This window comes from Kribbella sp. NPDC003505 (genome assembly GCF_040610875.1).
Lineage (GTDB): Bacteria > Actinomycetota > Actinomycetes > Propionibacteriales > Kribbellaceae > Kribbella.
On sequence record NZ_JBEXNA010000005.1, the window covers coordinates 597,470 to 615,539 of the forward strand.

The 18,070-nt window shown below is 70.0% G+C and carries 18 protein-coding genes; 11 read left to right on the forward strand and 7 right to left on the reverse strand.

Features of this window, described 5'->3' with window-relative positions:
• Positions 1-37 precede the first annotated feature (37 nt).
• Positions 38-466 carry a sortase gene (locus ABZX12_RS20820; RefSeq protein WP_355695457.1) on the reverse strand — a complete coding sequence of 143 codons (429 nt, stop codon included), beginning with the start codon at positions 464-466 and terminating at the stop codon, positions 38-40.
• On the opposite strand from ABZX12_RS20820, the gene tdh reads away from it, so the two are divergent.
• Both tdh and ABZX12_RS20830 read left to right on the forward strand, forming a co-directional pair.
• Complete coding sequence (tdh, locus tag ABZX12_RS20825; RefSeq protein ID WP_355695316.1) at positions 433-1,491, forward strand: L-threonine 3-dehydrogenase; 1,059 nt, start codon at positions 433-435, stop codon at positions 1,489-1,491. The two genes, ABZX12_RS20820 and tdh, sit on opposite strands and share 34 nt — an antisense overlap.
• Positions 1,491-2,675: a glycine C-acetyltransferase gene (locus tag ABZX12_RS20830; protein WP_355695318.1), complete on the forward strand. Its 1,185-nt coding sequence runs from the start codon at positions 1,491-1,493 to the stop codon at positions 2,673-2,675. Before tdh ends, ABZX12_RS20830 begins: the two co-directional genes overlap by 1 nt.
• A gap of 1 nt (position 2,676) precedes the next feature.
• Here ABZX12_RS20830 and ABZX12_RS20835 read toward each other — a convergent pair whose 3' ends face one another.
• Positions 2,677-3,084 carry a hypothetical protein gene (locus ABZX12_RS20835; protein WP_355695320.1) on the reverse strand — a complete coding sequence of 136 codons (408 nt, stop codon included), beginning with the start codon at positions 3,082-3,084 and terminating at the stop codon, positions 2,677-2,679.
• Here ABZX12_RS20835 and ABZX12_RS20840 point away from each other — a divergent pair.
• Complete coding sequence (locus tag ABZX12_RS20840) at positions 3,068-3,682, forward strand: hypothetical protein (protein ID WP_355695322.1); 615 nt, start codon at positions 3,068-3,070, stop codon at positions 3,680-3,682. The genes ABZX12_RS20835 and ABZX12_RS20840 overlap by 17 nt on opposite strands.
• On the opposite strand, the gene ABZX12_RS20845 is transcribed toward ABZX12_RS20840, so the two are convergent.
• A complete protein-coding gene (locus ABZX12_RS20845) occupies positions 3,679-4,224 on the reverse strand; it encodes a hypothetical protein (protein WP_355695324.1) in 546 nt (181 codons plus the stop codon). The two genes, ABZX12_RS20840 and ABZX12_RS20845, sit on opposite strands and share 4 nt — an antisense overlap.
• A 364-nt stretch (positions 4,225-4,588) precedes the next feature.
• On the opposite strand from ABZX12_RS20845, the gene ABZX12_RS20850 reads away from it, so the two are divergent.
• From ABZX12_RS20850 to ABZX12_RS20860, 3 genes are all read left to right on the forward strand, one after another.
• On the forward strand, positions 4,589-4,996 hold the full coding sequence (locus tag ABZX12_RS20850) for a hypothetical protein (RefSeq protein WP_355695326.1): 408 nt from the start codon (positions 4,589-4,591) through the stop codon (positions 4,994-4,996).
• Positions 4,997-5,027: 31 nt separating this feature from the next.
• On the forward strand, positions 5,028-6,113 hold the full coding sequence (locus ABZX12_RS20855; RefSeq protein ID WP_355695328.1) for a winged helix DNA-binding domain-containing protein: 1,086 nt from the start codon (positions 5,028-5,030) through the stop codon (positions 6,111-6,113).
• A 62-nt stretch (positions 6,114-6,175) separates the two neighbouring features.
• Entirely contained in the window at positions 6,176-7,000 is an 825-nt protein-coding gene (locus ABZX12_RS20860) for an aldo/keto reductase (RefSeq protein WP_355695330.1), read from the forward strand.
• 3 nt (positions 7,001-7,003) lie between these two features.
• Here the strand turns inward: ABZX12_RS20860 and ABZX12_RS20865 are convergent, their stop codons facing one another.
• The gene (locus tag ABZX12_RS20865) at positions 7,004-7,897 is read right to left on the reverse strand and encodes a LysR family transcriptional regulator (RefSeq protein ID WP_355695331.1); all 894 of its coding nucleotides are present in this window, start codon (positions 7,895-7,897) and stop codon (positions 7,004-7,006) included.
• Between the two features lie 511 nt (positions 7,898-8,408).
• Here ABZX12_RS20865 and ABZX12_RS20870 point away from each other — a divergent pair.
• A complete protein-coding gene (locus ABZX12_RS20870) occupies positions 8,409-9,308 on the forward strand; it encodes a LysR family transcriptional regulator (RefSeq protein ID WP_355695333.1) in 900 nt (299 codons plus the stop codon).
• A gap of 1 nt (position 9,309) precedes the next feature.
• Here the strand turns inward: ABZX12_RS20870 and ABZX12_RS20875 are convergent, their stop codons facing one another.
• Both ABZX12_RS20875 and ABZX12_RS20880 read right to left on the reverse strand, forming a co-directional pair.
• Complete coding sequence (locus ABZX12_RS20875) at positions 9,310-11,562, reverse strand: N,N-dimethylformamidase beta subunit family domain-containing protein (RefSeq protein WP_355695335.1); 2,253 nt, start codon at positions 11,560-11,562, stop codon at positions 9,310-9,312.
• A gap of 115 nt (positions 11,563-11,677) precedes the next feature.
• Positions 11,678-12,454, reverse strand: coding sequence for an SDR family oxidoreductase (locus ABZX12_RS20880; RefSeq protein ID WP_355695337.1), 777 nt, complete (start codon positions 12,452-12,454; stop codon positions 11,678-11,680).
• A gap of 53 nt (positions 12,455-12,507) precedes the next feature.
• Between ABZX12_RS20880 and ABZX12_RS20885 the strand changes: the two genes are divergently transcribed.
• From ABZX12_RS20885 to ABZX12_RS20900, 4 genes are all read left to right on the forward strand, one after another.
• A complete protein-coding gene (locus tag ABZX12_RS20885; protein WP_355695339.1) occupies positions 12,508-13,146 on the forward strand; it encodes a pyrimidine 5'-nucleotidase in 639 nt (212 codons plus the stop codon).
• Positions 13,147-13,240: 94 nt separating this feature from the next.
• A complete protein-coding gene (locus tag ABZX12_RS20890; protein WP_355695340.1) occupies positions 13,241-13,939 on the forward strand; it encodes an FCD domain-containing protein in 699 nt (232 codons plus the stop codon).
• Complete coding sequence (locus tag ABZX12_RS20895) at positions 13,936-14,376, forward strand: GNAT family N-acetyltransferase (RefSeq protein ID WP_355695342.1); 441 nt, start codon at positions 13,936-13,938, stop codon at positions 14,374-14,376. Before ABZX12_RS20890 ends, ABZX12_RS20895 begins: the two co-directional genes overlap by 4 nt.
• A gap of 71 nt (positions 14,377-14,447) precedes the next feature.
• Positions 14,448-16,400 (forward strand): glycosyl hydrolase family 28-related protein, encoded by a 1,953-nt coding sequence (locus tag ABZX12_RS20900; protein WP_355695344.1) that lies wholly within the window; start codon positions 14,448-14,450, stop codon positions 16,398-16,400.
• Positions 16,401-16,456: 56 nt separating this feature from the next.
• On the opposite strand, the gene ABZX12_RS20905 is transcribed toward ABZX12_RS20900, so the two are convergent.
• Positions 16,457-18,022 (reverse strand): MFS transporter, encoded by a 1,566-nt coding sequence (locus ABZX12_RS20905; RefSeq protein ID WP_355695346.1) that lies wholly within the window; start codon positions 18,020-18,022, stop codon positions 16,457-16,459.
• Positions 18,023-18,070: the final 48 nt, after the last annotated feature.

An 18,070-nucleotide genomic window follows, 5' to 3' on the forward strand; every position in this document is an offset into this window, starting at 1 on the left:
GAGCTTAGATCACCGGCGGGGCGCACCTACTTCTTGCTCACGCGCACCAGTTGGCGGTCAGGTCGCGGGGCGAGGCGTCGAGTTCGTAGGTGTAGACGGCGTCCTGGGTCTCGACGACGACCTGGTCGCCCTTCTCGAGCTCGAGCAGCTTGCGGAACGGCGAGCCGTGCGTGACGCGGTGTCCGGCGATTTCGGCGCCCGCGACTGATCGCGCAGCGAGCTCTCGGCCTTGTCCATCTGCCGGTTCGCGGTGATCCCCGTCCCGAAGTACTGCCAGCCGACCCAGCCGAGCAGCCCGGCCCCGGCCACGAGGAACACGATTCCGAGTCCCCTGACTACTCCCCGCATACGCCCAAGTATGCAGTTCGGCTGCAAAGGCTGTGCACGACGTGTCGATGGACGCCGATGGTTGCCCCGGACGACGATGTGGGCATGAAGGCGCTCGTGAAGGCCGAGGCGAAGCCAGGCCTGTGGTTGCAGGACGTACCGGAGCCGAAGATCGAGGCCGACGAGGTCCTGATCAAGGTGCTCCGGACCGGGTTGTGCGGCACCGACCTGCACATCCAGAGCTGGGACCACTGGGCGCAGAAGAACGTGCCGGTGCCGATGGTCACCGGGCACGAGTTCTGCGGCGAGGTGGTCGAGATCGGCGTCGGGGTCCGCGACGTCGCGGTCGGCGACCTGGTCAGCGGCGAGGGGCACCTGGTGTGCGGCCGCTGCCGCAACTGCCGCGCCGGACGCCGGCACCTGTGCATCAAGACCCGCGGCCTCGGCGTCCATGTGCCGGGCGCGTTCGCGGAGTACGTCGCGCTGCCGGCCACGAACGCGTGGGTGCACAAGGACGACAACGGCACCGTCGACCTCGACGTCGCCGCGATCTTCGATCCGTTCGGCAACGCCGTCCACACGGCGCTGTCGTTCCCGCTCGTCGGCGAGGACGTGCTGATCACCGGCGCCGGTCCGATCGGGGTGATGGCCGCCGCGGTCGCGCTGCACGCCGGCGCCCGGAACGTGGTGATCACCGACCTGTCGGAGTACCGCCTCGACCTGGCCCGCAAGATCGGCGTGACCCGCGCGGTGAACGTGGCCGAGCAGTCCATCGCGCAGGCCCAGCAGGGCCTCGGAATGCGCGAGGGCTTCGACGTCGGGATGGAGATGTCCGGGCAGCCGGCCGCGCTGCGGGACATGATCGCGAACATGAACCACGGCGGGAAGATCGCGATGCTCGGCCTGCCGTCGGACGAGATCGCGATCGACTGGGGCACGGTGGTGCTGAACATGCTGACCATCAAGGGCATCTACGGCCGGGAGATGTTCGAGACCTGGTACTCGATGTCGGTGATGCTGGAGCGCGGGCTCGACCTGACGCCGGTGATCACGCACCGGTTCGGGTACGGCGACTTCGAGCGCGCCTTCGACGTTGCGCGCCAGGGGCAGTGCGGCAAGGTGATCATGGACTGGACGGCTGAGACGCTGGAGGAGAAGCACTGATGTTCGGGCGGATGCGGGACGACCTGTTGGCGACCATCGGCGACATCCGGGACGCCGGGCTGTACAAGTCCGAGCGGGTGATCACCTCACCCCAGCAGGCCTTGATCTCTGTTGCTACCGGCAACGAGGTGCTGAACTTCTGCGCCAACAACTACCTGGGCCTGTCCGACCACCCGGAGGTGGTCGCCGCCGCCAAGGAAGCCCTCGACCGGTGGGGCTTCGGCCTGTCCTCGGTGCGCTTCATCTGCGGCACGCAGCAGATCCACAAGGACCTGGAAGCTGCCCTGAGCACCTTCCTCGGCACCGAGGACACCATCCTCTACAGCTCCTGCTTCGACGCCAACGGCGGCCTGTTCGAGACCTTGCTCGGCGCCGAGGACGCGATCATCTCCGACGAGCTGAACCACGCCAGCATCATCGACGGCATCCGCCTGTCGAAGGCCCGCCGGTACCGGTACAAGAACCGCGACATGGCCGACCTGGAAGCCCAGCTGAAGGACGCCGCCGACGCGCGCTACCGGCTGATCGCCACCGACGGCGTGTTCTCGATGGACGGGTACGTCGCGCCGCTCGACGAGATCTGCGACCTGGCCGAGCGGTACGACGCGCTGGTGATGGTCGACGACTCGCACGCGGTCGGTTTCGTCGGCCCGGACGGCGCCGGTACGCCGTCGCTGTTCGGCGTGAAGGACCGCGTCGACATCGTCACCGGCACTCTCGGCAAGGCCCTCGGCGGCGCGTCCGGCGGCTACGTGTCCGCCCGCCGCGAGATCGTCGAGCTGCTGCGCCAGCGCTCCCGTCCGTACCTGTTCTCGAACTCGCTGGCGCCGGCGGTCACCGCGGCGTCGCTGAAGGCGCTCGAGCTGATCGGCGGGTCGAGCGACCTGCGCGACAAGCTCGCGGCCAACACCAAGCTCTTCCGGACCAAGATGACCGAGGCCGGTTTCGACGTCCTCCCCGGCGACCACCCGATCTCCCCGGTGATGATCGGCGACGCCGCCGAAGCCGGGCGGCTGGCGGACAAGCTGCTCGACCTCGGGATCTACGTGATCGGGTTCTCGTATCCCGTCGTACCGCAGGGCAAGGCACGCATCCGCGTCCAGTTGTCGGCGGCTCACTCCACCCAGGACGTCGAAACCGCGATCGCGGCGTTCATCGAGGCTCGGGACGCCCTCGCAGGCTGACTCAGTCCAACGGGGGCTCCGGTGGCCGCAAGGCCTGCTCGAGGTCGGCGGCCACCGCGTCCAGGCCCTGCGACACCAGGACCGGGACGGCGGATGTCAGCAGGCCGTCGATGCGTGCCCGCGCCGTTCGTACGGCGTCGCGCAGCGACCGGGCGCGGTTCTGCGCGGCATCGTCCGGGGCCGACGGCTCGAGCGCGGTCAGCTTGTCCTCCAGCGCGGTGATCCGGCTCGCTGCGATGTTCCAGCCGCCGGTCACTTCTGCCGGTGAGCCCAGCCGGCGGAGTTCGGGGATGAGACTGCGGGAGAACCACGCCACCTCGCCCTCGGCGGATGCGAGGTCGGCCCGCCAGAACTTGGCACGGCGGCGCGACCGCACCAGCAGCGGAACTCCGATGACGAGCGCGAGCACGACGACCGCCCCGAGCACCCACCACAGCCACGAAGGCGGGCCACTCGACTCGGACGACGACGGCTGCACGGACGGCGAGACCGTCGGGGCCTGCGTGGCCGCTGTCCGGGCCGGCGAGGTGGGCGGCGCCGTCTGCGTCGGCGAGGTTCGCGGCGCCGTCTGCGTCGGCGAGGTTCGCGGCGCCGTCTGCGTCGGCGAGGTGCGCGGCGCCGTCTGCGTCGGCGTCGGGGCCACCACGATCACCGACGACTCGGCGGGGGTCGGCTCTGCCTGCGCCGGCGCGGACGTCCGGGTGGGAGCAGGCGGGGACGGCGTCTCGGTGTCGTCCGGCGTACGGGTTCCCGGCGCCGGCGTCCGACTGGATTCCGCGGACGCCGGCGTGCGGGTCGGTTCCGGGACCGTCGCCGTGGGGGACGGCAGCCCGCTGGCCGTGCGCGTCACCGTCGGAGAGGGCAGGCTGACTCCTCCGTTCCCTCCACAGGAACCGAGGAGCACGGCCGCCAACGCCACCCCGACGATCCGCACCGTCAGCGGCAACGAGCCGGCGCTGCCGGATCCCGCTCGCCTGGCCACCGCGTCCCCGCCCGCGTTCGGCTAACCGGCCGCAGAGGCAGCGCCCGCGGCGCGGGCGTCGCGTTCGATCTCGGCGGCGTCGGCCTTGATCTGCTTCGCCTCGGTCTTCTTCGCGTGCTTCATCGATTCTTCGATCTTGGCGCCCATGTCGGACACGCCGACGACCACCAGCCCGGCCTGGCCGGCGTCGAGGCTCTCGCCGAGCTCCTTCAGGTCGCTCCGGCTCATGCCCGCGGAGGCATGTCCCGCGACCGCGCCCAGGACGGCTCCGCCCGCGGTCGTGGCCGCGAGCAACCCGCCGCCGATCGCCGCGAACGGAAACAGCGCGACGACCAGGCCGGTGGCCAGACCCACGCCGCCACCCAGGACTCCGCCGGCCCGGGTCGGTGTCTCGTGCTTCTTGGTGATCTTGACCTTGCCGTCCTCGCGACGCTCGATGACGGCGGCGTCGTACGCGTCGATCAGGTTGGCTTTGGTGTGCAGCTCCTTGACGAGCTGGTAATCCGCCTCTGCGTCGGCGACGTCGTCGTACACCCCGACGTAGGCCATGAAGGTGTCAAAGGCCATGACTCCTGCTCCCTCGTTCGCTCGGGTCTTTCAGGAGCAAGATCGCACCCGCGGTGACCGCTCGGAATCATCCGCGAGGGGCGAGATCCGCGGGAACCGAAGGATTCAGGGGCCGGGGCGCGAAGGACAGCCGTCGCCGCTAGGGTTGTCCGGTTCGCACTGGGTGAGGAGCTTTATGCGCCAGATGCTGGCCGTTGTCGGGGTGCTGTGTTCGACGTGCTTGACGTGTGTGGCCGGATGCGGGGCCGATGACGGGACGGGGGCGACGGCGCCGTCGCCGGCGTTGTCGAGTGGGCCTTCGGTGACTCCGTCGGCGCCGGGCGGGGCTTATGCGCCGCCGACTCCGGCGCGGAGTGTCCCGGTCGTGCGGTCGTCGTCGCCGGCGATGACGGTCGCCGCCGCCGGTGCGAAGTACCTGCAGATCACCCGGGCGTACAACGTGGCGCTCGAGCGGTTCGAGAAGGCCGCGAACGAGAACATGTCCCTCGAGACGTTGCAGAACAGGGCCAAGGCGGTGGCCGCGGCGAACCTCGCGGAGTACACCGCGCTGCGGTCGACAGTCTGGCCGGCCCGGGTCTCGACGCAGATGCGGGCCCTGGCGAAGGCGGACGCGGCCGCGCGCCCGCACTGGCTCGAGGTCGCGGCCAGCGAGAGCAAGTCGGAGATGGCGGACCACCTGAAGCTCGCGACGGCCGCGGGCGGCAAGGCCCCGTCCGCGCAGATCCGCCGGCTTCTCGGCCTCCCGAAGTACGACGAGAAGGACTACAGCTGAAGTTGTCGGCGCCGTACGCGAAGATGCGTGCATGGCGGTGATGAGCGGGCGGGCGATCAACAGGGCGACGTTGGCGCGGCAGCTTCTGCTGGACAGGGAAGCGGTGCCGGCCGTCGACGTGGTCGGCCGGCTGGTGGGGATGCAGGGCCAGGAGGCCAAGCATCCGTACGTCGGGTTGTGGTCGCGGATCGACGGGTTCGAGGAGTCCGAGCTGGATCGCGCCGTCCAGGAGCGGGACGTCGTGCGGGGCACGCTGTTCCGCGGGACGCTGCATCTGGTGACCGCAGCGGACTACCTGCGGTTCCGTGTGACGGTCGCGCCGGTGCTCGAGGCCGGCTTGAAGGTGCTCGGCGATCGTGGCGCCGGGCTGGAGCCGGCGAAGGTCGTTGCCGCGGCGGAGAAGCTGCTCGCGAAGGAGCCGCTGACGTTCACCGAGGTGCGGGACGCGTTGCAGCAGCAGTTCCCGGACGTGAACGAGCGGGCACTCGGGTTCTGCACGCGGATGCTGGTGCCCTTGGTGGTGTACCCAACGGATGTCCGCTGGTCCTGGGCGGCGAACTCCAAGTTCACGCCGGCCGAGGAGTGGATCGGGAAGAAGCTGCACCGCCGCGCCCAGACCAAGGAACTCGTCACGCGGTACCTGCAGGCCTTCGGACCGGCCACCCCCGCGGACTTCCAGACCTGGTCGGGACTGCAGAAGGCGAAGCCGCTGTTCGACGAGCTGGAGCTCGAGACCTTCACGGACGAGGCGGGCAAGACGCTGTACGACGTACCCGACGCGCCCCGCCCCGATCCGGAGACGCCGGCGCCGGTGCGGTTCCTGCCGGAGTTCGACAACGTGCTGCTGTCGCACGCGAAACGCGAGCGGATCATCGCCGACGAGCACAAGCCGGCCGTGTTCACGAAGAACCTCCGGGTCAAGGCGACGTACACCGTCGACGGTCTGGTCGCCGGGCTGTGGACGACCGAGAAGAAGCGTGGTGTGGCCACTCTCACGCTGGCGCCGTTCGGCCGGACGCTGAAGAAGACGCAGGCCGAGCTGGAGCGGGAGGGCGCCGGGCTGGTCCGCTTCCTGGAGCCCGATGCCAAGTCCTACGCAGTGGTTACTACCGGTTAATGAGGTTGTTGTCACACGTCGGATGACTGGGCCAGAAACCCTTTGCCGGGTGGAATGGGTGGATGAGCACAGTCCCCTCCATCACTCTGGACAACGGCGTCGAGATTCCGCAGCTGGGCCTGGGGGTCTGGCAGGTCGAGGACTCGATCGTCACCGACGTCGTGACGACGGCGTTCGAGACCGGCTACCGGCACATCGACACCGCCGCGATCTACGGGAACGAGGAAGGCGTCGGCCGCGCGATCGCCGCGTCGGACATCCCGCGTGACGAGTTGTTCATCACCACCAAGCTGTGGAACTCCGACCAGGGGTACGACAGCACGCTGAAGGCGTTCGACCAGAGCCTGGCCAAGCTCGGCCTCGAGTACGTCGACCTGTACCTGATCCACTGGCAGTCGCTGCAGCGGGACCTGTACGTCGACACCTGGAAGGCCTTCGAGCAGCTGTACGCCGACAAGCGGGTCCGCGCGATCGGCGTGTCGAACTTCCACGAGCCCGCGCTGCGGCGGATCTTCGAGGAGACCACGATCCGTCCGGCGGTGAACCAGATCGAGCTGCACCCGGCGCTGCCGCAGGACGAGCTGCGCGCGTTCAACGCCGAGAACGACATCGTCACGCAGGCGTGGAGCCCGCTGGCCTCCGGCGAGCTGATCGGCAACCCGGTGCTGAAGACGATCGGCGACAAGTACGGCAAGTCCCCGGCCCAGGTGATGATCCGCTGGCACCTGCAGCTCGGCAACGTGGTGATCCCGAAGACCGTCACGCCGAGCCGGATCAGGGAGAACTTCGAGGTCTTCGACTTCCGGCTGGACAACGACGACATGGCCGCGATCGCGGACCTGGAGACCGGCGTCCGGACCGGCGGCGACCCGGACGTCTTCGGCTAGGACCTAAACCAGTTCCAGGAAGCGGGCGAGGACCGGGGAGCGGTTGTCCGGGGACCAGGCTACGGAGAGTTGCCAGGGTGGCAGGTCGTCGGACAACTCGCGGTACGCGACTGCGTCGGGGTTGGACGGCGGCGTCGGGCCGATCAGCAGCGAGACGCCGAGTCCGGCCGCGACCAGCGACACGATCGTCTGGACGTCGACCGCTTCCTGCTCGATCCGCGGCGTGAAGCCGGCGGCGCGGCAGTACCCGACGATCGTGTCGTGCACGACCGGCCCGCTCGGCCGCGCATAGAAGACGAACGGCTCCTCCGCGAGGTCGGCCAGCCGCAGCCGCTTGCGCCGCGCCAGCCGGTGCTGTGCCGGCAACGCGACCACCAACGCGTCCTCGGCAACCACCCGCGACGTCAGCTTCGGCGCGAGCTGAACGACGGCGCTCGCACCGGCGGGCGTGCTGGGCCGTAGCAGCCCCACGTCGATCCGCCCGTCGCGCAGCGCCTCGGTCTGCCGCAGGGTCGTCCACGACTCCAGGTCGAGCACCACCTCCGGGTACGCCTGCCGGAAGGCGCCCAGCAGCCGCGGCAGCACCTCGAACGTCGCGGACTGCACGAACCGCAGCCGCAACGTCCCGAGCTCACCGCGCTGCGTCCGCTGCGCCGCCCGGACCGCCTCCTCGGACCGCCGCAGCAGGTCCCGTGCATCGGCCAGGAACGTCTCCCCCGCGGACGTCAGCACGAACCGGCGCTTCACCCGGGCGAACAGCTCCACGCCCAGACCGTGCTCGAGCGCCGCGATCTGCCGGCTCAACGACGGCTGGGTGAGGTGCAGCCGCGTCGCCGCCCGCCCGACGTTCATCTCCTCGGCCACCACCACGAACGACCTGAGCTGCCGCAGTTCCATGACACCAATCATGCACCACACACATCAACTCTGCGCAGAACTTTCATTGGACGTATCAACGTGCGCTTCCTACTGTCGAAGGCAGAGGAAAGGAACACCGATGTACGTCTTCCCGACAGAAGTCATCAAGAAGGTTCACGACGAAGTCCACTCGGCCTGGCCCAACGCCCCGGTCGTCCCGCACCGCCCGCCCCGCCACCCGCTGCGCGAGTTGCTGCGGCCGCTGCGAGCAGTACGCCGCCACGCCAGGTCGCGTCCGGCCGCGGACGCTTGCCACCCCACCCCGTGTCTCACAGATGTTGCGAGCTGAGCATGTACATCCCATATACCGTCCTCAAGACGATGCACGAGCAGACCCACTCCGCCATGCCAACTGCTCCGCTGCGTCCCTTCGTCCCGAAACGCCACCCGATCCGCGACGCCGTACGCCGTTGGCGCGAGCGGCGCGTGCCGGCGCCGCCGGCTGTCGCGCTGAAGCTCGTCCCGACCGACCTGTGCGAAGCTGAGGTTCGTGATCGAGGTACGACGGCTGCGGGTGTTGCGCGCGCTTGCTGACCACGGGACTGTGACCGCGGCCGCCGAGGTGCTGCACCTGACGCCCTCGGCGGTCTCACAGCAACTCGCCGCGCTGGAGTCCGAGGTCGGTCAGGAGCTGCTCGAGCGCCGCGGCCGCCGGGTGGCGATCACCTCGGCGGGCCGCCTGCTGCTGGCCCACACCGATACCATCCTCGCCGAGGTCGAGCGGGCCGAGGACGCGATGCGACTGCACGCGAACGGCGCCAACGGCGAGGTCCGCGTGGTCGCGTTCGCGACCGCGATCACGCTGCTGGTAGCACCGGCGCTGACCCGGCTCCGCGAGACCAGCCCCGGCCTCGACCTGGTCGTCCGCGACGCCGAGGGCCACCAGGGCATCACCCACCTGCTCGACGGCGACGCCGACCTCGCGATCGCGGTCGAGCACCGCGGCTCACCGCGTCCCGACGACCGCCGCCTGGCCCGGATCCCCTTGTACGCCGAGCCGTTCGTCGCCGTCCTGCCGCCGGCGCATCCGGCCGCGGACCGGGACCCGCTCGAGCTGAGCATGCTCGCCCACGACGACTGGGTGATGACCGCGCCCGGCAACCCGATCCGCGACGTCGTCCTGCTCGCCTGTGAGCAGGCGGGCTTCCAGCCGCGGATCGTCCACCAGTCCGACGACTTCCGCGCCGTCGCCGCCCTGGTCGCGGCCGGCGGCGGCGTCTCCCTCGTCCCGCGCCTCGCCGTACCGGAGTCGACGCTCGCGCTCACCCGCCCCCTCACCGAGCCCGCCCCGACGCGCCGCGTCTACGCCGCGGTCCGCGCCAGCCGCGCCGACCACCCCCTGATCACCGCCACCCTCGCCGTCCTCACCGAGGTCGCCGAGAAGCTCTGACTCACTTCTCGGCGATCGCGACCTCGTGGTTGGGCACCGCGATCCGCAACTCGGGCGCGGCCGCGCCTCCCGGAACCGTGATCGTCCCGCGGCTGACCCAGGAGGTGACGTTGGTGACCATCGTGGTCACCACCCGCCGGGACGCGACCGACTGCGCAGGCATCCCCAGGTTCGAAGGGCACCGGCGAACGAGGAAACAGCCGTAGGTGAAGGTCGATCCGTTGAACACCCGAGCGCCGGACGGCGCGACGAACACCGTGACGTGCATCGGTGTCGACCGGCCCGTCGTCCGGCAGATGGCGCTGCCGCCGCCGAGAATGCCCAAACCGGGATGCTTGTACAGCCCTGGCCAGAGGTAGTCGACCTCGCCGGCGAGGAACCCCGGTACGACGGTGCCGGCCGGAATGCCACGGAACAGCCAAGTGCTTCCGGTCCTCAGGCTCGCCGCCGAGATGCCGCATCCGTACTCGGCGCCGAGGAGCGGTTGCGACGCGTACGCGTCTCCCAGGTAGCGCCACAGCGTCGAGTTCCCGCCGGCGGTGTACCGGTCGACGTCCCAGTACCGCCGGGTGCTGTCGGTGAAGGTGATCCGCCGGTACGACGCGTTCGCGCCGAAGCTGGCCACATTGACGCCGCGCTTGATCGCCTGACTGATCGATGCCCGCATCCGCAACGAGTAGTACTCGTCGTGCCCGGGCAGGAAGATGGTCCCGGCCCGGGCGGCCAGCTGACCGCCGTACACGTCGAGGTCGTTGTCGGTCCAGTAGGTGACGTCCAGCCCCATCGATTCCGCCCACAGGATCAGCCCCTGCTCCAGCGGCAGGAACTGGCCCGACCCCTGCCCCTCGGCGTACGGACGGTCGAACGTCAGCCGGCCGGAACCCGTCGTCGCGCTGCTGTAGAAGCTCCGGCCGCCGTACCAGTTGTAGGCCTCCCACGTCGTGGTGGCCTGCTGGATGAGCAGGCTGTGTTTGCGGCCCGTGTCGTCGCGCACCGTCAGCGGCGCGTAGGCGGCGTACCTGCCGTCGCTCACCTTGATCAGGTAGGTGCCCGGGATCCAGTTCCGGTCGATCGGGATGGTCAATGTCTTCGACCAGTTCGCCGCGGACGCCATCCGCAGCGGGTGACCGTTGGCCGTCCCACCGATCGTCGGAGCGGGCTGCACCACAGTGGGTACGCCGTCGCGACGCCAGACCTCACGCCCGCCGAGCCCTTGGTAGTACCCGATCCGGTAGGCCACCACGCTGACCGGCCGGCCGGACGTGACCTTCAGGTCGACCGTGGCGCCACAGGTCGCGGAGACCTTGGTCAGGTACGCCGCCAGTGGCCCGTTCATCGTGGTGGGGATGACCCACGCGCCGGTGCCCGGTTTCGCGTTCTCGGCGACCGTCGTCGGCCAGGCGGTCGGGCATCCGGCCGGTCGTACCGGGAACGAGCCGGCAAGGATCGTCGGCATCGGTGCGGGCGGTGCGATCAGCGCGAGGCTTCCGGTCCCCGCCATCAGTTGCAGGCCGGTGGACGCGGTGGCGGTCATCCCGAGCCGGAAGATCCCGCCGTACTTGGACAGCACGGCGCCGTAGATCGGGATCGCCAGCCGGTCGCCGCCGCGCACGCTGAGCTGCGAGCGCGGCCTCCAGGTCGCGTAACCGCTCGCGAGCGTCAACGTCCCGTTGACGCTCGTCAGCGTTCCCCGGACTCCGGTGGGCAGCTTCATCCGGACGAACGCCAGGACGCCCGGGCGGCCGACCGTGCCCGCGTACGTGAGCGTGCTCCGCTGCGCCGGGATCGGGTTGCTCGCCGTGATCCGGACGTTCGCCGGGCGGATCAGCGTGCCGGTGCCCGCGGACAGCGCGGCTCCGGTGGTCCCGATCGCCCGGAAACTCAGCGTCCACGGCCCCCCGCTCGGGAGCAGCACGCCGTAGAACGGAATCGAGAAGCGGGCGCCGACGGCGACGGTCAGCGTCCTGGCCGGACGCCATTGCAGCACGCCCGGCGACACCGTGCGCACCGCGCCGTTGACCGACGTGATCCGGCCGCCGGACCCCGGCGGAATCGAGACGAGGACGTAGCGCAGGGTCCCCGCCCGGGTCACCGTGGCCCGATAGCTCAAGGTCGTCGTACCGTTCGATGCCGTGGCCGCCGAGATCGCGACATTGGCCACCACCGCCGCAGTTGCCGGCGGAGCGACCGTCAGCGGTGCCGACGCGAGCGAGAGCGCCACCGTCGCCACGACATGCTTGCGCAGTCTGTTCATCATGCCTCCCCCGCCGGCACCTGCCCGCCCACCCCAGGCGCCCCCCAGGTGCCGACAGACAGCAAGATCCCACGCGCAAGCGTTTCCGCCTAGGGGCGTTGGACCCTTGCTGCGGTCAGGAGCGGCGGCGGCCGTCCAGGCCGACGGTGGAGACGCGGGCGATCAGAGCTCGGGGGGTGAAGCGGGCGGCGAGGACCAGCAGCTTGTAGCGGCGGCTCGGGATCGAGATCGCCTTGCCGCGCATCAGGTCCTTCCAGGCCTCGTCGACCAGGTCGGCCGCGTCGAGCCACAGGAACGACGGGATGAGCGACTTGTCCATCCCCATCCGCTCGTGGAACTCGGTGTGCACGAAGCCGGGGCACAGCGCCATCACCGCGACGCCCTGGGCGTGCAGGCCGGTCGCCAGGCCGGCCGAGAAGCTCGTCACCCAGGCCTTGTGCGCGCTGTAGATGTTGCGCTGCAGGAATCCGGCCACCGAGGATACGTTGACCACCGCGCCCGAGCCGCGCTCGATCATCGGCTGGACGGCGGCGTGGGTCAGCCGCATCACGACGCGGACCAGCAGGTCGAACTGCTTCTCCGCGACCTCGATCGGGGTCTCCCAGAACGGCTTCTTCTGCCCGAAACCGGCGTTGTTCACCAGCACCTCGATCGGCCCGGTGCGGAAGCGCTCCTCGACCCGCGCCAGGTCGGCCGCGTCGGTCAGGTCGGCGGCCAGCACTTCGCACTCGACACCGTGCAGTCGCGTGATCTCGGCAGCGACCTCCTTGAGGTGCGCCTCGTCCCGCGACACCAGCACCAGGTCGTAGCCCTCCCGCGCCAGCTTGTCCGCGAACGCCCGGCCGATCCCGGTCGCCGGCCCGGTGACGAGGGCAGTCGGCCTCTTGGGCATGGGTGGTGTCCTCCCGTCGATGACGCCCCCAGTGTGTCACCTACGCTGGCCTGATGCTGGCGGACATCGACACCTGGGTGCTGGATCTCGACAACACCTTGTACCAGCCGCAGGTCGGTCTGGCCGACCAGATGAACGTCCGGATCCGCGCCTACCTCGCCAACCTGTTCGGCACCGGCGAAACCGAGGCGCTCCGGCTGCAGAAGCAGCTTGTGGCCGACCACGGCACGACCCTGCGCGGCCTGATGAACACGCGTTCGATCGACCCGCACGACTACCTCGCGTGGGAGCACACGATCGACTACTCGGTCCTCGGCCCCGATCCGGTGCTGGCGGAGGTGCTCGGCGGGCTGCGCGGCCGACGGTACGTGTACACGAACGGGTCGGCGTACCACGCGGACCAGGTGCTCGGACGGCTCGGGCTGACCGGCTGCATCGACGGCGTCTTCGACATCCTCGCGGCCGAGCTGATCCCGAAACCGTACGCCGAGAGCCTGGACGCGTTCCTGTCGTCCTTCGGGATCGACCCGGCCCGCGCCGCGATGTTCGACGACCTCGAGGTGAACCTGACCGAACCGCACGAGCGCGGGATGACGACCGTCTGGGTGACCGGCGGGACGCCGTCCGGGCAGTTGGCGGCGCGGCGCTGGCGAACCAGTGATCTGCCGGGGTTCCTGCGCGCAAACATCTGATGAATTGCCATCGTGACTTGGGAGTGCAGGACTGCTGCAGGCGCGATGTGCCAGAAATGGTCTGATGACTTACGCTTCGTGAGGAGGTGAGGGGATGGCTGCTACGGATAAGGCGCTGGCCGGGTTGCGGCAGATGATCGCGTCCGGGGAGCTCGGGCCGGGGGCGAAGTTCCCGCCGGAGCCCGAGTTGTGCGACCACCTGGGGGTGTCCCGGAGCTCGCTGCGGGAGGCCGTGCGGTCGCTCGGCGCGCTCGGCGTGATCGAGTCCCGGCACGGGTCGGGCACGTACGTCTCGGCCCTGGACCCGGCGGCGATCATCAGCAGGTTCTCGCTGTCGGTCGAGCTGATCCCGCTTGAAGGCGTCCTCGAACTGCTCGAGGTACGCCGCGTGCTCGAGTCGCATGCCACCGCCGCCGCGGCGGCCCGGCAGGACCCGGAGCTGGCCCAGCGGCTGGGCGCGATCCTCGACCGGCTCGAGTCGACCACCGACGCGACCGAGATCCAGCACCTGGACGCCGAGTTCCACGGCGCGATCTGCACCGCCGGCGGGAACTCGACCGTCACCGCGCTCACCGGCGTGATCCGCGGCCGCGGCGGGCACTACCGGATCTTCGAGCCGGGCGCGGACTTCGACGCGATCAAGCGGACCAGCGACCGCGGCCACCGGGCGATCCTGGATGCGATCACCACTCGCGATCCCGCGGCTGCCGCGACCGCCGCCTCCGCCCACATCGCGCAGACCGAACTCTGGCTCCGCGCCCTGCGCCCCGATCCCCAACCGGAACTGCCGTGAACTGGACCTTGAGGCCCGCGACGCACGAGGACCTCGAAGAGCTCGCCGAACTCCGCGCCGTCGTCATGCGCCCGGACCTGGAACGCCTCGGCCGGTACGACGAACACCGCGTCCGGCAGCGCCTGCGCGACGCCTACGCGCCCGAGCACACCCGGATCATCGAGGTCGACGGCGAATTCGCGGGCTCCGTCAGCGTCCGCCCGGCGACCGCCGACGTCCGGTGGCTCGAGCACTTCTACCTGAACCCGCGCCACCAGGGCCGGGGCCTCGGCACCGCCGTTCTGCGAACCGTGCTCAGCACCGCCGACGCGGATCGTGCGACCGTCAGGCTGAACGTTCTCCAAGGCAGCCCGGCCCGCAAGCTGTACGAGCGGCACGGGTTCATCGTCGAGGACGAGGATCCAATCGACGTCTTCATGGTCCGGAAATTTCTCTGACCTGTCGAGATCTTGCGCACCGGCCGTCGGCTGCATAACCTCCAGACACTTCGTCCGGAGGGGATCCGCCAATGTCCCGTTCACGCCTGCTCGCGGTCGCGCTGACCACCGCGCTCCTCGGTGCCACACTCACCATCCAGCCGGCCGCTGCTGCCCCGGCCGCACACATCACCCGGGCCGGGCTCGACCCGGCGCTCGTGGCCGGCCGCGGCGCCGACGTACCGTTCGTCGAGCAGGAGGCGGAGAACGCCGCCTTCACCGGCGAGAAGATCGGCCCGGGGCGGGACGCGTACACGCTGCCGGCCGAGGCCTCCGGGCGCACCGCCGTACGGCTGCAGCCCAAGCAGTACGTCGAGTTCACGCTGACGCAGCCCGCGAACGCGTTCACCCTGCGGTACAGCATCCCGGACGCACCGGCCGGCGGCGGGATCACGGCACCGCTGGACGTGACCGTCAACGGGAAGCGCAAGCACACCATGACGCTGACCTCGCAGTACGCCTGGCTGTACGGGATGTATCCGTTCTCGAACGACCCGAACGTCGACCCGATCCCGGGCTGGTGGAAGCCGGAGCCGGACCCGGTCGCGAAGCCGTTCCGGCCGAACCACTTCTACGACGAGCAGCGCGTGCTGCTGGACCGGACGTACCGGGCCGGTGACCGCGTCCGGTTCGCCGTACCGCGGACCACGCCCGCCGCGTGGACCGTCCTCGACGTCGCGGACTTCGAGCTGGTCGATGCTCCGTTGAAGCAGCCCGACAAGTCCCTCGACGTCCGGCTGTTCGGCGCCGACCCGACCGGCCGGCGGGACGCCGCGCCAGCGATCGAACGCACCATCGCGGCTGCCCAGCGGATCGGCTGGTCGGTGTTCATCCCCGCCGGCACGTTCCAGGTGAACCGGCACATCGTCGTCGACCGGGTGACGGTCCGCGGCGCCGGGAACTGGTGGACGATCATCAAGGGCCGCGTCCTGCCGCTCGCGCAGCCGGCGCCGGACAAGTCCGTGCACAGCGCGCCCGGCTTCTACGGCAAGTACGCCGCGGACGGCGGGAGCACCGGCGTACACCTGTCGGACTTCGCGATCGAGAGCGACGTCCGCGAACGCATCGACACCGACCAGGTGAACGGGATCGGCGGCGCGATCGGCGGCGGCTCCACGATCGAGAACCTGTACCTGCACCACACCAAGGTCGGCATCTGGCTCGACGGGCCGATGGACGGCCTGCTGATCCGCAACAACGTCGTCACCGACGCGATCGCCGACGGCATGAACCTGCACCTCGGGGTGTCGAACGTCCGAGCCACCAACAACTTCGTCCGCAACAGCGGCGACGACGGGCTCGCGATGTGGTCGGAGGCCAACGCCGCCGGGCTGGCGAACCACAACAACGTCTACGACCACAACACCGTGCAGACGCCGGTCCTGGCGAACAACATCGCGATCTACGGCGGCCGCGACAACGCCGTCACCGACAACCTGGTCGCCGATCCGATCCGCGAGGGCAGCACGTTGCACGCCGGCTCGCGGTTCGGCGCGACGCCGTTCGAGGGCACGCTGACCTTCGCCCGCAACACCACGGTTCGGGGCGGCCCGCGCGATCTCAACTGGGACATCGGTCTCGGCGCGATCTGGCTGTACGCGTTGCAGTCCACGATGTCCGCCTCGATCGAGATCACCGACAGCTCGTTCCTGGACTCGACGTACAACGCGATGATGTTCGTCGTCGACTGGCCGGTGAAGGACGACTACGCGATCACCGGGGTCGCCGTCCGCAACATCAAGGTCGACGGCACGGGGACCAACGTGGTCAACGCCCGGGTCGGCGGCTGGGCGACGTTCGAGAACGTCGACGCCCGCAACGTCGGGGCGCCGTTCGTGAACAACTGCGGCACGTTCCACTTCGACGGCCCGCCGGAGTTCGACGTCCGGCTCCTCGGCGGGAACGACGGCGGCTGGACCGGCGCGACCTGGTGCGAAGACCGGCCGGCCGTCGTACCACCGCCGCCACCGTCCCCGTGGAACTGAACACGCAGCGGAGGCCTGCACCAACGCCGTCGCCGTACCTCCGGACCCCCAGGCCATCACAATGACCCGATGCCTGCGCGCTCCGGCGTGACTCCTTCCGGATCCGCGGATTGTGATGGCCTGGGGGTCCGGAACGCTGCCGCGAGGACGACCGCGCCGACGAGGACGATGCCTGCCGCGACGAGAGCGGCGACGTGCATCGCGTGCACGAAGGTGTCGTTCGCGACCTGTACCAGGTCCGGCCGGTGCAGGACACCGGCCGCGTGCCGGGTCGCCTCGGCCGACGTACCGATCGCTTCCGAATTCGGCAGGCCGGTCAGCTCCGGAGCGATCCGGTGCTGGTACGTCGACGACACGACGGTCCCGAGGACGGCGACGCCGAGCACGCTGCCGACCTGGCGCAGCGCGTTGCTGACCGCGGAACCTGCGCCGATCCGGTCCATCGGGAGCGTCGCCATCACCGCCGCGGTCGTCGGCGCGACGGTCAGGCCGATCGCGAGACCGGCCAGCCCGCCGATGATCCCGATCACCACGAGGGACGTGCCGACGTCGTACGTGAGGTTGAGCGCGAAGCAGGCCGCGAGCGTGAGGACCGCCGTCCCCGAGACCTTGGCGACGCCGAAACGGGCCGCCAGCCGGGCGCCGAGCGGTGCGCCGACGATCACGCCCATTGCCCCGGGCAACGACATCAGGCCGGCGTCCAACGCGCTCATGCCGCGCGTGCCCTGCAGGTAGAACGCCAGGTAGAAGCTCTGCCCGGTGAGCGTCAGGAAGACCGCGGCGAGCGAGAAGTTGCCCGCCGCGAACCGGCGGTTGCGGAACAGTCGCGGGTCGAAGCTCGGCTCGTGCTCACGCGCCTCGGAGAACAGGAAGCCGGCGAGCAGCACCAGGCCCGCACCGATACTCGCCCAGACCTGCCAGCGGTCCCAGCCGCCTTGGTGACCGCCCTCGATCAAGCCGTACGACAGGCCGAGCAGCCCGAGCGTGGACAGGCCGAGGCCGAGCGGATCGAGCCGGCGGCGCTGCGGGCTGCGCGGGTTCGGCAGGACGACGGCCGCGCCGATCAGGCCGAACACGACGATCGGCAGGTTGATCGTGAAGACCGAGCCCCACCAGAAGTGGTCGATCAGCACGCCGCCGAGGACCGGCCCGACGGCGACGCCGACACCGGCCGAGGACGACCAGATCGCGATCGCGCCGGCCCGGCGCTCGGGCGGGAAGGTCCAGCCGATGATCGCCATCGAGGTGGGCATGATCAGCGCGCCGCCGAGACCCATGGTCGCGCGGGCGAGGATCAGGCCGACCGGATCGGTGGCCCAGGCGGCCCAGGCCGAGGCGATGCCGAAGATCAGCAGGCCGAGCATCAGGATCGTCCGGTGGCCGTAGCGGTCGCCGAGGGCGCCGGCCAGGAACAGGGCGGTGGCGAACAACAGCGAGTAGATGCCGACGGCCCACTGCAGTTGGCCGGGCGTGGCGCCGAGGCCCTGCACGGGGTCGGCGAGGCGTTCGAGAGCGATACCGAGGACGGTCGAGTCGATCCAGATCAGGACGGCCGAGACGACCAGGATCGCGAGGATGCGGCGCTGGTGGAGTGGACCTTGCGGGGGGTCGATCGCAGACACGAAGTCTCCTATGATTGACAGGACCCTGACGAGGTTTCCCATCGTCAT

Bases quoted from the DNA above. Each gene is read 5' to 3' on its own strand.
- tdh (WP_355695316.1), top strand. From the start codon at position 433: ATGAAGGCGCTCGTGAAGGCCGAGGCGAAGCCAGGCCTGTGGTTGCAG.
- ABZX12_RS20830 (WP_355695318.1), top strand. From the start codon at position 1,491: ATGTTCGGGCGGATGCGGGACGACCTGTTGGCGACCATCGGCGACATC.
- ABZX12_RS20840 (WP_355695322.1), top strand. From the start codon at position 3,068: ATGACGAGCGCGAGCACGACGACCGCCCCGAGCACCCACCACAGCCAC.
- ABZX12_RS20845 (WP_355695324.1), bottom strand. From the start codon at position 4,224: ATGGCCTTTGACACCTTCATGGCCTACGTCGGGGTGTACGACGACGTC.
- ABZX12_RS20855 (WP_355695328.1), top strand. From the start codon at position 5,028: ATGGCGGTGATGAGCGGGCGGGCGATCAACAGGGCGACGTTGGCGCGG.
- ABZX12_RS20860 (WP_355695330.1), top strand. From the start codon at position 6,176: ATGAGCACAGTCCCCTCCATCACTCTGGACAACGGCGTCGAGATTCCG.
- ABZX12_RS20865 (WP_355695331.1), bottom strand. From the start codon at position 7,897: ATGGAACTGCGGCAGCTCAGGTCGTTCGTGGTGGTGGCCGAGGAGATG.
- ABZX12_RS20875 (WP_355695335.1), bottom strand. From the start codon at position 11,562: ATGAACAGACTGCGCAAGCATGTCGTGGCGACGGTGGCGCTCTCGCTC.
- ABZX12_RS20880 (WP_355695337.1), bottom strand. From the start codon at position 12,454: ATGCCCAAGAGGCCGACTGCCCTCGTCACCGGGCCGGCGACCGGGATC.
- ABZX12_RS20885 (WP_355695339.1), top strand. From the start codon at position 12,508: ATGCTGGCGGACATCGACACCTGGGTGCTGGATCTCGACAACACCTTG.
- ABZX12_RS20890 (WP_355695340.1), top strand. From the start codon at position 13,241: ATGGCTGCTACGGATAAGGCGCTGGCCGGGTTGCGGCAGATGATCGCG.
- ABZX12_RS20900 (WP_355695344.1), top strand. From the start codon at position 14,448: ATGTCCCGTTCACGCCTGCTCGCGGTCGCGCTGACCACCGCGCTCCTC.